The organism is Candidatus Paralachnospira sp. LCP21S3_A2 (genome assembly GCF_052118925.1).
Lineage (GTDB): Bacteria > Bacillota > Clostridia > Lachnospirales > Lachnospiraceae > Lientehia.
Genome location: NZ_JBQKGG010000005.1, coordinates 95,002 through 108,081 on the forward strand (window position 1 = coordinate 95,002; position 13,080 = coordinate 108,081).

The 13,080-nt window shown below is 48.7% G+C and carries 13 protein-coding genes; 1 reads left to right on the forward strand and 12 read right to left on the reverse strand.

The genetic code is table 11. The features are described 5' to 3' along the window. Window positions 1-26 precede the first annotated feature (26 nt). The 9 genes from ACTQ3K_RS06095 to ACTQ3K_RS06135 all read right to left on the reverse strand — a co-directional run bounded on the left by ACTQ3K_RS06095 (window position 27) and on the right by ACTQ3K_RS06135 (window position 8,538). A complete protein-coding gene (locus tag ACTQ3K_RS06095) occupies window positions 27-491 on the reverse strand; it encodes a hypothetical protein (RefSeq protein WP_441566307.1) in 465 nt (154 codons plus the stop codon). Window positions 492-714: 223 nt separating this feature from the next. Beyond that, window positions 715-2,967, reverse strand: coding sequence for an ABC transporter permease (locus tag ACTQ3K_RS06100; protein WP_441566306.1), 2,253 nt, complete (start codon window positions 2,965-2,967; stop codon window positions 715-717). 9 nt (window positions 2,968-2,976) lie between these two features. Beyond that, window positions 2,977-3,675: an ABC transporter ATP-binding protein gene (locus ACTQ3K_RS06105; protein ID WP_441566305.1), complete on the reverse strand. Its 699-nt coding sequence runs from the start codon at window positions 3,673-3,675 to the stop codon at window positions 2,977-2,979. 177 nt (window positions 3,676-3,852) lie between these two features. Continuing rightward, a complete protein-coding gene (locus tag ACTQ3K_RS06110) occupies window positions 3,853-4,527 on the reverse strand; it encodes a DUF1648 domain-containing protein (protein ID WP_441566304.1) in 675 nt (224 codons plus the stop codon). Further along, window positions 4,527-4,715: an Arc family DNA-binding protein gene (locus tag ACTQ3K_RS06115; protein WP_441566303.1), complete on the reverse strand. Its 189-nt coding sequence runs from the start codon at window positions 4,713-4,715 to the stop codon at window positions 4,527-4,529. Before ACTQ3K_RS06115 ends, ACTQ3K_RS06110 begins: the two co-directional genes overlap by 1 nt. A 22-nt stretch (window positions 4,716-4,737) precedes the next feature. Next, window positions 4,738-6,450: a putative ABC transporter permease subunit gene (locus ACTQ3K_RS06120; protein WP_441566302.1), complete on the reverse strand. Its 1,713-nt coding sequence runs from the start codon at window positions 6,448-6,450 to the stop codon at window positions 4,738-4,740. After that, on the reverse strand, window positions 6,443-7,168 hold the full coding sequence (locus tag ACTQ3K_RS06125) for an ABC transporter ATP-binding protein (protein ID WP_441566301.1): 726 nt from the start codon (window positions 7,166-7,168) through the stop codon (window positions 6,443-6,445). Before ACTQ3K_RS06125 ends, ACTQ3K_RS06120 begins: the two co-directional genes overlap by 8 nt. A gap of 14 nt (window positions 7,169-7,182) precedes the next feature. Then, complete coding sequence (locus ACTQ3K_RS06130) at window positions 7,183-8,163, reverse strand: SPFH domain-containing protein (protein ID WP_441566300.1); 981 nt, start codon at window positions 8,161-8,163, stop codon at window positions 7,183-7,185. A gap of 105 nt (window positions 8,164-8,268) precedes the next feature. Further along, window positions 8,269-8,538, reverse strand: coding sequence for a hypothetical protein (locus ACTQ3K_RS06135; RefSeq protein ID WP_441566299.1), 270 nt, complete (start codon window positions 8,536-8,538; stop codon window positions 8,269-8,271). A 707-nt stretch (window positions 8,539-9,245) separates the two neighbouring features. On the opposite strand from ACTQ3K_RS06135, the gene ACTQ3K_RS06140 reads away from it, so the two are divergent. After that, window positions 9,246-9,737, forward strand: a complete 492-nt coding sequence (locus ACTQ3K_RS06140; protein WP_441566298.1) for a hypothetical protein — start codon at window positions 9,246-9,248, stop codon at window positions 9,735-9,737. A gap of 137 nt (window positions 9,738-9,874) precedes the next feature. On the opposite strand, the gene ACTQ3K_RS06145 is transcribed toward ACTQ3K_RS06140, so the two are convergent. The 3 genes from ACTQ3K_RS06145 to tgt all read right to left on the reverse strand — a co-directional run bounded on the left by ACTQ3K_RS06145 (window position 9,875) and on the right by tgt (window position 13,079). Then, on the reverse strand, window positions 9,875-11,227 hold the full coding sequence (locus tag ACTQ3K_RS06145) for a DUF1576 domain-containing protein (protein ID WP_441566297.1): 1,353 nt from the start codon (window positions 11,225-11,227) through the stop codon (window positions 9,875-9,877). A gap of 392 nt (window positions 11,228-11,619) precedes the next feature. Next, entirely contained in the window at window positions 11,620-11,928 is a 309-nt protein-coding gene (gene yajC / locus ACTQ3K_RS06150; RefSeq protein ID WP_441566296.1) for a preprotein translocase subunit YajC, read from the reverse strand. A 2-nt stretch (window positions 11,929-11,930) separates the two neighbouring features. Beyond that, window positions 11,931-13,079, reverse strand: a complete 1,149-nt coding sequence (gene tgt, locus ACTQ3K_RS06155; RefSeq protein WP_441566295.1) for a tRNA guanosine(34) transglycosylase Tgt — start codon at window positions 13,077-13,079, stop codon at window positions 11,931-11,933. Window position 13,080: the final 1 nt, after the last annotated feature.

Consider the following 13,080-nt stretch of genomic DNA (forward strand, 5'->3'; position numbering starts at 1 on the left):
CAACTTCCTTGATCCTGGTTTTGGGGTCAGCCATTCTTTCTTTTAATCCGTTTTCTGATGTTCTCTGCACTCACAATAATAAACAGCGGCAGCAGCAGCATACCGAACACAACCGATGAACTGTTTTTGCCGCTTACGTTTGTCACTTCACCGACGTGAATCCCGGCTTCATCCCAGAACACCTGATAATATTCTTTCCGGCTGTTTACATCCAGACGTTGTTTCCCGGTAACCTCGTATTTCCGGTAACGGTTCGGAAACCACAGGTTTTCCACTAATACCACCATCTGTTTTCCGTCTCCAGCCTCACACAGATAGATCAGAGAGCCATCCGTCTCTGCCTTTTCACAGATTGTTCCGATCTTCTCTGCACAGGCGTCCGCTCTGCTTTCTTTTACGGGATAGAGGAACCACTGTACAATTCCATAAATCAATATGATCACCAGAAAACAAGCTATGTACTTCAATAGATAAAGACCTGATCTTTTCATGATTTTTCATTCCTTTCGCTTCGCTCAAGGCACAAAATATATGCTTAGTCTACTAGATTATTAGACGTTTGACAAGTCATTTTCTCTTTGTTTTATCTGATTCACATATATCTGTTATCCTGATAACTTTCATGATCCACACTACAAAACGGAGGCTGTATATCAGCCTCCGCTCTTCCTTCTTCGGTAAGGATCCCATCGCACGTTTTCCGACGTTCTTCCTTTATTCTGCATTCTTTAATGCTTCGTCCAGCGGTACCTTCCGGATCTTCCGGTATTCCAGCGCCGCCACAGCTGCATAGGTCACCAGACCGATGACCATCATCTTCACAAAGATCACCGGTGACACCGTGTAGGGCAGCCAGCCGGATATGCTCTGCATCATGTAGTTTTCAAACAGCCACCGCATCACAGCCGACTCAATGGGCAGGCTGATGAGCAGCGACAGCACAACTACCACTGCCATGGAGACAAGATACAGACGGCTGATCTCCCCTCCGGTATAGCCCAGGATCTTCACCATGGAAATAGACTGGGCATTCTTCTCGATGACAATCTTGGAAAGAAGATACAGAAGCACCACATAAATCATGATTGCAAATCCGTCAACCAGATACATCATCTGACCCATGGAAACATCAAGCTGGCGGGACAGCTTTGTAAGAGCCTCCTCGTCAATCACAGCTGCCACATATTTCTCGTCCAGATCGGTCAGCTTTTCATTGGAGAAATAACCGTTGAAATAGTCCGCATCACGCTCGAAGGTATCGCAAAATGTTTCTCTGCTCATGAATACCGACAGGGCGCCCGGATAATCATACGTTCCATCTACCGTAAACTCATACTCCCTGTCCCCATACCGTTCCTTCAGCGTAATACTATCACCCGGTCTGACCTTAAATTTTTCCGCATACCCATCGCTTACATAAACATGGCCGCCGGAAAAATCCAGGGCCAGATAAGCACTGTCATCCTCTACTCCGAAAATGGAAATATCCTCGATTTTATAAGTTCCCTCCAGCGTTTCCAGCGACACGGCAGCAAACTTCTCCGCCTGATCATTCTCCGTCTCCATCGGTGTCTTCAGCAGATACTGATATTCACAGATCATATGGTCCGTGATGGAATTCTGAAAATCCTTCAGTACCGCCGGAAGAAGCAGGCCGAACAACAGAAGCAGGTTTGCGAACAGGATTCCGATGAACAGCAGCGCATAGCTGCTCATATTCTGGAAAATCACCCGAAGACGGAACCGTCCCAGAAACGGAAGCTTTTCATTGAGCGGAAATGCCTTTTTCTTACTTTTTTTCCGCAGCTCCCTCCGCAGAAACTGGAGCGGAGAGAGGGAAAGCTTCTTTACCAGCACCAGGAAATTGATCAGGAGCATCAGAACCAGAGGAACTACGGTGGTCATGATAAACGCATCGGCATTCCATACCGTTTTATAGGTTGTCAGGCTGTAGCTTCCGTAATACATACCCGCGCAGACGTCCTTCAGGCAGGTATAGCCTAAGATATTTCCGATTACAGCCCCGATCACCGTGACAAGGGCCGGCATGATCATATAATGACGCACCAGCTCTCCCTTTTTATAGCCGGAAGCACGGAGTGTTCCGATCACCGCTGCTTCCCTGGCGATGGTATTGCTGGTGGTAACACCGAATACAAAGGCCATGATGACAATAACCACATACAGCAGCGTTGTGATCATGGCGCGGTCGCCGCCCATGTCCTCACCGGTGAAGTTAATGGCCTGATTCAGATACCGCGGCACATAGTTTTCCAGCACAGCCGTTCCGGCGATCACCTTCATCAGGTCATCTGACATCTCCTTTTCTTCTATGTCATCCCCGGGTGCATTTTTATACAGCCAGGAATAATTATAGGAAAGATGGATGCCTCCAAAGGACGCAAAGCCCTCCGGTGTCATAATGGCAACCCCGAATTTTACCGCATCAAACATGGTATCGCTGTTGTCGGAAAACAGACAGCTGTAATCGGGAAGAGCCACCAGACCGGTAATGGTCAGCCTCCTTCCGCCGGCCTCTATGATATCACCCACGGAAAATCCGTTATTGTCCGCATACATCCGGTCAATGGCAATCTCGTTGTCCGATCCCGGAAGCTCTCCTTTCATCAGGCAGACAAGATCCACCTCCTCACGGTTCTGATAGATCCGCAGTGTGCTCCCGTTGTCCACCTCTTCTTCTACATAAAAATTTTCATACAATGTGACATCTTCCGCCTCGATGGCAGCTTTCTGCTCCCCGGTAAGCTCTTCTGTCGTCCGGAAGTTCCCGTTCTCCACATGGTATTTCTCAAAGCTTTCATTATAAGCCTTGATCATACTGTTGTCTGCTACCAGAAACCCGGAAACAAAGCCGATGGTTGCGGTCATAAGAATAAAGATCACCAGATATTTTCCGAATTCTCCGCGGAGTTCCCGGAGAAACCGCTTATTCAATGGATTTTTCATGATGACCTCCTACCACTCTAACTGCGCCGCCGGCAGCTTCGCTTCATTGAGGCAGTTGCTCCGTACCATGCCGTCCCGCAGCTTTACCACACGGTCCGCCATATTCCGGATCGCATCGTTGTGAGTTACAATGAGGATCGTATTCCCGTACCTTTTATTGACCCGCTCAATGAGCTGAAGGATTTCCTTTGAGGTATTATAATCCAGCGCGCCGGTGGGCTCGTCGCAGAGTAAAAGATCCGGATTCTTCACGATAGCGCGGCCGATAGCCGTCCGCTGCTGCTGTCCGCCGGAAAGCTGGCTGGGCAGCTTATGACGGTGCTCGTACAGCCCCAGTGTCTTTAACAGGCCGTCCACCTCCAGTGGATGGTCACTTAAATACGCCCCGACCTCGATATTTTCCCGTACATTTAAGTTGGGGATCAGATTATACATCTGAAACACATAGCCCAGATGCTTTCTCCGATACATCGTCAGTTTCTTTTCATTCATCTCTGCGGTCTTTTCTCCGCCGATAGAGATCGTTCCGCCATCCGCACTGTCAATACCGCCGATGATATTTAACAACGTTGATTTTCCGGAGCCGGAGGGACCAAGGAGCACACAGATTTCCCCCTTATCGAGACTCAGATCCACGCCCTTTAATACCTCGGTCCGACTGTCTCCCTGTCCGAAGCTTTTCTTCACATGGCTGATTTCCAGAAACATATCCTTCCTCCTGTTTTTCTTCCGGTCCTGTTTATACCGGTTGTGATTGATTATTGTTCTCGATTAGTCTGCACTAATTAGTATTCGCTAACCATTATAGGAAGAAGAACCCGGAAAGTCAAGATACTTCCCGGGGTTCTTCACAATCCATATCAAATTCATCGCGGACCGGCTTCGTTACATATCATCCTCTTTCTCACTGCTTACCCGCCCGACATCTCCCATGGTCGGTTCTTCCCGGTCCTCATAATCTTCATCCGAAAGGCCGCCGGACTGATCGTCTACATCTCCGATGGTTCTCTCCTCCCGGTCCTCATAATCATCTGTTTCCTGTCCGTTTTTTTCTTCCGCCCGCAGACGGATCTGCTTTTTCCTTCTGGAGATCAAAACCATGTACATGACAAAGACCACCGCCAGAAGCACCAGATCTCCATAAAAAAGAAGGTTTCCGAGGCTTGCCTGAACCGCCGCACTGCTCCAGATGATCTCATCGAACAGAAGGATCACCAGGGCATCTGTCCAGGCCAGATAAGCCTCTGTGAGCATGATCCCGTACTCGTGATCCTCCTCCGTTACATAGGGAGCCAGCTTTCTGGAGTATTGCTTCTCCGGCGGAGACATATAACGGACCACCCGCATACAGATCAGATGAGTTCCGTAGATCATAAACTGAAATATGACCAGCATGATGATGCTGCCCTTTCCGCCCCACCTTGTGACCTCACCGGCGGCATCATAATGCACCGGGATCTGGCTCGGTATTTGTTTCCAGAAGATGATCAGAAGCAGGACCGGCAGCCAGGTACCCAGATGAACCAGGAGGTTTGCAATCCGTTTCCCCATTCTACCCATCACTCTTCCTCCTTTTTTGTCCCCTTTTTCCGTTTCTTCACTGCCTCAGTGAGCAGATATTCGATCTGGCCATTGATAGACCGGAAATCATCCTCCGCCCACTGTGCCAGGTCATTCCACAGCGCGGGATTCAGGCGGAGAAGCACCTGCTTTTTGCTTTTCTCTTTTTCTTTCTTTGTATCAGCCATTGTCCCACCGCCCTTTTGCCTGCTAAACTTCTATCTGCCCGACCCGGCGCACGCCATAAGCCATGACGCCACGATAGATCAGTGCTGCCAGCGCTGCCAGAACTGCCGTCACTATAAGGCTGTAAACCGGCAGTGACAGCTTACATGCTCCATACAGCTTAAAGATCAGGAAACCGAGGCCGACGCCGACCGCCATACATAAGAACATGCCAAGCATCAGTGTCATGTTCTGCTTTACTGCCTGCTGCTCATTCTCCCAGGAAAGCTTCGGCCGCAGCAGATCAATAAACAGCTGAAGACAGTTTTCGATCACATTGACTGCGAGCCCGGCTGCCAGAAGCACCGGAAGCATCCAGACGGGAAGCCCGAATACAGCGGCAAAGATGATGCCGAGGATCAGACTGAAGCCGGTGGAGCCGGCCGTACTGAATATCATAGCCGATAACAGCTTCGCCTTTAACTGCGTCCGTACCGGAACCGGGATCACTTTCATGAAATAGAAGTTCTTTCCCTCACGGGAGATTGCCGTTCCGGCCACATAGCAGAACATTCCGGACATCAGAGACAGACAGAACAGGACAAACAAGGCAATGGCCGATGCGCCTCCTCTGCCAAGATCCAGCATTGACAAAAGCTCTCCAAAGCTTTCTCCGTTCCGAACCATCTGAAACGCAAACACTGCGATAAAAATCACAGGCCAGAGAAAAGCCATCAGGACGCAGTTCATAAAATAGCTGGGCGTCCGCACCAGCTCACGGACCTCCTGTCTCGTGCATGCCGACAGGACACTTCTTTTCCGACTTAATGTCTTTGCCTCCGCCGATGTCACCTTCCGGCGCTTTGCACTGGTTTCCTGCATGCCCATGGCTCCGGCAAAATAAAGCTTTCCGGCAATCAGGCCGAATACCGCCACGCCGGCCGCCGTAATAAGAAGAAAGATCAGAAAGGACAGTACCGAAGGACCTGTCATGGCTTTCGTCAAAAACGTAAGCTGCGGGAAGATTCCGCTCATCATGCCTACCAGGGAATCATGCCCCTTCATCAGAAGCGGGATCACAGCTTCTCCCTCCAGATCCCCCATGCTGGAGCTCATCATGCTGATTCCCACTGCCAGGATCAACGTGACCGCAACGCTTAATACCGAAAGGAAATCCTTATTTTTCGCTTTCTTGAATACCCGCATAAGCACCAGGGAAATAATACTGCTGTAAACAAGCGACAGCACCGGCACCAGGAAAATCGACAGTACCGCAAAGATCCAGAACAGAATTCCTGCCCCGGCCCGGATTCCGTAGCCCAAAAGGAACGGTGCCAGCAGATACAGAGAGCTTACACAGGTATAAAGAAGCGATACCGTAAACTTTGCCCCGACGATCTGCCAGGGACGAAGCGGCAGATATAAGAGCTGCTCCAGGTCATTGCTCATATAAAATACCGAAAGCACCATGGGAAATGCCAGCACCAGGTCCAGAATCGCACTGGCAAAAAAGATCATCTCGATGGCTGCCCCGGTCTGTCCCAGAGGCTCCAGCATACGGTATGCCGAACCGCCCAGCCGGAAGATCATTCCCATCAGGGGAAGCAGACATACCAGCAGGATCAGCCAGACGGCACTCTGTCCCAGCTTTCCCGTTCTTATTTTTCCGTTTTTCTGTTTTTTTCTTTTTCCGGAAGCTTCCATGCCGTCCAGGCCGGTCTTTAAAAGCTTTCCTGTTAAAATCAGATATTTACGCATGCTCGGTCACCGCCAGGAAGATATCCTCCAGGCTTTCCTCCTCCGGATAATCTGCGCGAAGCTGGTCCAGCGTACCCTGGAATACGATCTGTCCCTTATTGATGATCACGACCTGGTCGCAGAGCTTCTCTGCCACCTCCAGCACATGGGTGGAAAACAGCACCGCATGGCCGCTCTGTGCATGCTCCCGCATCATCTCCTTCAGCTCGAAGGCCGCCCTTGGATCCAGTCCCGTCATGGGCTCGTCAAGGATCCACAGAGACGGATCATGGATCAGCGCCCCCATGACCATCACCTTCTGGCGCATACCATGGGAATAGCTTAAAATCTTATCCCCCAGAACATCCTCGATCTCAAACCGTTTTGCCATGGCCTGGATCTTTTCCATCCGCCCCGCCTGGGGCACATCATAAATATCCGCCATGAAATTCAGATATTCCAGTCCCTTCAGGCGCAGGAAATTGTCCGGATTATCGGACACAAATCCGATTTTTTTCTTTGCCTCCAGCGGATTTATCTGAATATCCGTTCCATCCAGAAGAATCTGTCCCTCCGTCGGTTCCAGAATCCCCGTGATCATTTTTAACGTCGTGGTCTTTCCGGCGCCGTTAGGTCCGATAAAGCCGGTGATCTTTCCGTCTTCCACCTGGAAGGAGCAGTTGTTCACCGCCGTATGTGTTCCCCCATAAACCTTTGTCACATGAGATAATTCGATCATTCTGTTTCTCCTTCTTAATAAATGCTTCCGCTGTTGACAATGGGCTGCGCCTCTTTATTTCCGCAGAGCACCACCAGCAGATTGCTTACCATGGCTGCCTTCCGTTCTTCATCCAGCTCCACGACCGCCTGCTCACTGAGCTTGTCCAGTGCCATCTCTACCATGCCGACTGCGCCCTCCACGATCTTCTGCCGCGCCGCGATGATGGCAACCGCCTGCTGCCGCTGGAGCATGGCCGATGCGATCTCCGGGGCATAAGACAGATGGGTGATCTGCACATCGCTCACCTCAAGCCCGGCCTCCGCCACTCTTGCCTGAAGCTCTGCCCGCATTTTTTCCGCTACCTCTCTTGTGCTTCCGCGCAGGGTCTTTTCGTCGGTATCTCCGCCGTTTTCCTCGTCTCCGGCATCATAAGGATACAGTCTCGCCACATTTCGGATCACCGAATCGCACTGGATTGACAAAAAGGTCTTGTAATTATTCACCTGGAACACGGCCTTCGTGGGATCCACCACCCGCCAGATCACCACCGCCCCGATGATCACCGGATTCCCCAGCTGGTCATTGACCTTCTGCTTTTCATTGTTCAGTGTCATGGTCTTTAAAGACACCTTGCGGCTTCCGCCTCCGCTTACGGAAAGACCACTCCCCGCCGTAGACGCCTGCAGCCCCTTCACGGTAGGATTCACCGCCGTACAGAAGGGATTCACAAAATAAAACCCCTCTTTCCGGATCGTTCCGTAATAATTTCCGAACAGCACTAAAACCAGCGCTTCCTTCGGCGCCACGGCCCGAAGCCCCGGAAGCATGATACCGCCGGCAATCACCAGCAGAATTCCTGCCGCCAGACCGATCCCGAACGCGGTCTCATTTAAAAACACCGCACTGAGAACCGCCGCCGCAGTCCCTCCGACGATAAACAGCAGTGCCAGAAATAACGCCGCCATTCCGTTAAACGGCCGGATCTCCTTTTCCTTTGAACTGTCAATCTTCATCGTATCCTCCAATCTGCGCCTTTCCGCGCCCGATCACCAGATAGGTGATATCATTTTAATATTATGTTGATACTAGCACCATGGAGGAGGTTTGTCAATCAATATTTACTTTTCCGGCTGATTGCCAACAGGTCGATTTCTGTTTCCGCAATCCGAAAGCCCCCTGCCGCCTTTTCGTCCCGAACCATCATTTTCCCCATCCATCGTCCCATTTTGGCATAGCGAAACGACAGTTCCTGCTTTTCCCTTACAGAACTCCCTAGGCGTCTCCGTTTTTTCCACACGCCGCCGGCCATACAGAACGATCAGCTGTCCGCATTCTTCCTTGTATTTATCATTCAGAAATTTTAATTCCGCTTCCCTTCCAATAAACATAAGAGCCTCCAATAATATCTAATCGTGATTTAGTAAATCGTGATTTGATATTATTACACCCGTTTTTTCAGAAAAAATCAAGTGATTTCTCCTAAATCCCGGCTACACTTTCGCCCCAACGAGATCAGTTACTATGACACAACTCGTAGCATATTCCAAAATCATGAATCATTTTAGCTTATTATTTTCTGTTTACTTTTATATTTAAATTCTTTATTTTATCTTTATTGTATTTATCTTATTTTTGTATTTATTTTTTTCTTAATCTATGATATTGTTAATTTATAAAGAAAACAATCCTTTTTTATCTTTATTTATTTTGATTCAAGCTTTCATTATATATCAATATATGTTTTTGTATTAAGTTCGTTAAATATCCAAATATGTCATCTTTTTCAAGCCATCCTAACAGTTACCCAAATTACTATCACTCTTACCTCCCACCTTTAAGCTATATACCTTTTTTATTAATATAGGATAGTCTTTTTGTATCCTTATTCTTAATAATTATTTATCTCTTTGATAAAAAAGCTCTTTGTACTTTTCATTTATGAGAAAATAGAGAAGAGTAGAGAGCCACAAGACCTGTAAAACAAAAATCTTCAGTAAAAATATTTGATTATATGGGGAGATGATTCCAATGAAAAGAAATTGAGATGGTAATTATCGCGCATCCTTTAAGCGTCATTTTAATTAAGGAGTCTTCAATGAAAAAAAGACTTACTATTATTCTTCTACTATTCATTATTATTATCATTGCTGCGGTTAATTTTTACAGAAAAAATGATTTTCGTACTCTCAAAAAACCGGACAAAATTCAACTAGATATACCTAAATCAACTTCTGTTCTTCATTATGAATTCGAACCAGGCGACCCAGAATACAATGAAATTTACCGTCTGGTAAAAAAAGACTGGGATCGTACCATAAAACAAGACCATGGGGAAATGATTTACCTTCAGCTGGACTACCTGGATGAAAAACGGGATTATACGGGAACAACTATTCATTTCTATTATGAAAAAGCGCAGGACTGGGGAAAGCGAAACCTTGTTGAATATGCACATTACTATAGCTTTTTCCCGTATACCCTTGACTATGCTGCTATCACTCAAAATAAAGATTACTATAAAAAAGCGAATCTTCCTCACTTTCAATCCGACAACGAATTGAAACATTACATAGATTTATTTAAATAGTAAATCTCGTTTTCTGGCACTGCTCATTGATACTTCTGATACTGTCCTGCTACGGTCGTTTTTTACCAAAAAGGACCAGCCTCCGGTTCCCCAAAGCCGGTCGGGCTGATCCTTTTCTTTTTAATTATTCGATTATTTTATTCTGCCTTCTTTGCTTTCCCGAAGCACTCCAGCACCGGTACTAACAGGAATGCGGCAATGCCTGCGGTGAAGCCGCCGTTATAGAGACAGAAGCCGCCATGGAGCAGGGGAACGCTGGTGACAAGCAGTGCATGGATCGCGCCTGCCACGGCTCCGGCGAAGAATCCGAACCGCCCGCTGATGGGTGCAAGGCCGCTGGCAAAGCAAAGACCTACCAGAATCCCCTGAGTTGCCAGCGTCCAGCTCTGCTCCGGAACGATGCCTGCCATGGTCATAAAGAACGGAAGCAGAGACGCTGCCGCATAGCCGATCATGATCGGGAACACGGTTCTCGGCTGTGCGCCCTGGGCACAGAACGCCAGCATACACATGATCGCGCCCATGGTTGCACCGGTAAACTTTGCTCCGGTAAATACCACCTGTCCGTCCACATAGGACATTCCACGAACCAGCGTATAATAAATCAGAATAAACAGACCGTATATACCAATATTTACCATAGTCGCCGGAATTCCAAAGGCCGCAGTATAATCCGTTTTATAACCGTCACTCTTCCAGAGCTTTTTATATCCCTTAAAACAGTCCTTATCCATGATATACGCCGCAAGGATAAACAGAAGAAATACGACAGCAAAGAAGACCGTCACAAAAATCTGCTCGCCCTCACCCAGTCTGGTATTGGTGGGAACCTCCACGCCAGGAGAGCGGTACAGCACAGAGCAGACCAGAAATGCCAGGAATCCGGCAGCCGGACCGGCACTGTAAAGGTCGTAGCCCTTATGGAAGTTCACCACATGCGCACATAAGGACGGCATCACACAGCCGACAACAATTCCAAGAACGATGGCTCCGATCAGGCCGGGAACCGAAAAATCAATCACCTCTGTCTCCGGATAACGGAACATCAGCTCACTGGCAAAGGGCGCCAGCGCCGTGGAAAACATTGCCATATTGGCGACACTGCCAAAGCGTACCTTCTTGATCCTGGAATATACATAGACGCCCAGGAAGAACGGCCACATATTGACCGGATTCATGCCGAAGGTTCCGAATCCCACATTCAGCCAGAACGCCGCAACGGTAAGACCGGTACACTCCGCCTTTGTGAAATACAGAAGCGCACAGCAGAACAGTCCTACAAGACCGGTGTTCACAAAGGCACTTCCAAGGCTTCCAAGGACGAAATAATCCATGGTAAACTGAGCCGGATTCGTCCAGATCCGTACCAGTCCCGGAATCAGCTCTCCCCAGTTTCCGGCGCAGATCCCACCTATGAGAAATGCGACGGAAAAGACGAGAAGAATCCGAAAAATCTTCTGGCTGTTTGTTGCTTGTGCTGTTTTCTCCATACAAAATACCTTCTTTCTCCCATAAATAAGCATTCAGAGGCTTCCATGCTCACCGGCTGTCTTTGCCTGCCCAGGCAGATTCTGAAACCCGAACCCTTCCGCAGTACAATCCACCTGTTTCTGATAACGATGTGCAAAAAGGGCAGCACCTGATTTTCTCAAATGCTGCCCAGACGGTCGGCTTTTATGGACTCCAGCGACACCGTGTACTCACGCTTTCCGTCAGCCCCTGAAGTCTTTTGATTATGTTAATAATATAACATACCTTTCTCTGTTCGTCAATCTCTTTTGATATGATTTTCTCATAATGTTTTTTCTTCCTATAGCAAAAGAGGACTCCGCAAACCTGCGGTGCCCTCTCTTTTATTCATCAGGAAGCTTCCTGATAAGATTTATGCGTTGTTCTCTTCTGCCTTTTCCACTCTTGTAATGGCGGTCTTTACCATGGGGATCCGGCAGTTCTTGTTTCCGCCGAACTCAACGATCACCATATCATCGGTGATGTCGATGATCACGCCGTAGAATCCGCTGGTGGTCTCCACGCTGTCACCGATCTCCATGCTGTTGATCAGCTGCTGAAGCTGCTTCTGCTGCTTCTTCTGGGGACGAATCGCGATAAAGTACATGAATGCGATGATTACGACAATATAGATCACCCAAAAGCCGACACCGCCCATACCGCTGGCTGCTAATAAATTCATAGTCATTCTCCTTTTTCTTCCTGTCCGTGTTCCATACCGGCCAGTTTTTCTTTTTTATATTCGGCATACCGATGTTCTTCAATCGCATTCCGAATCTCACTCATCATTGTATTATAAAAATACAGATTATGCAAGACGCAAAGCCGCATTCCAAGCATTTCTTTGGCTTTCAAAAGATGTCGGATGTAAGCTCTGCTGTACCGCCTGCACGCCGGACAGCCGCAGCCCTCCTCAATGGGCCGGTCATCCAGCTCATACCTTGCATTGAACAGATTCCGCTTTCCATGATTGGTATACACATGACCGTGACGGCCGTTCCTCGACGGATACACACAGTCAAAGAAATCCACACCGCGCTCCACCGCTTCCAGAATGTTTGCCGGTGTTCCGACGCCCATCAGATAGGTGGGTTTATTCTCCGGAAGATGAGGAACGGTTACATCAAGAATCCGATACATCTCCTCATGGCTCTCGCCGACGGCAAGCCCACCGACTGCATACCCGTCCAGATCCATCTCCGAAATTTCATCCGCGTGGCGGATCCGCACATCCTCCAGAATGCCGCCCTGGTTAATGCCGAAAAGAAGCTGTTCTTTATTGATGGTATCAGGAAGACTGTTGAGCCGTGTCATCTCTGCCTTGCACCGGGCCAGCCATCTGGTTGTCCGGGCAACGGAATTCTCGATATAATCCCGCTCCGCCTTTGCAGGCGCACACTCATCAAACGCCATGGCAATAGTGGAAGCCAGATTTGACTGGATCCGCATGCTTTCCTCCGGTCCCATAAAGATCTTTCTTCCGTCAATATGAGAATTGAAGTACACGCCCTCTTCCTTGATACGGCGCAGCCCTGCCAGGGAAAACACCTGGAAGCCGCCGGAATCCGTCAGGATCGGCTTGTCCCAGGACATGAACTTATGAAGCCCGCCCAGCTTCTTCACGATCTCATCACCGGGGCGCACATGAAGATGATAGGTATTGGAAAGCTCCACCTGGGTTCCGATCTGCTCCAGATCCGAGGTGGCAACGGCGCCCTTGATAGCCGCCGCTGTTCCCACGTTCATAAATACCGGGGTCTCAATGACTCCGTGGACGGTGGTGACTCTGGCACGCTTCGCCCGCCCGTCCTTTGCTAAAATCTCATATTTCATA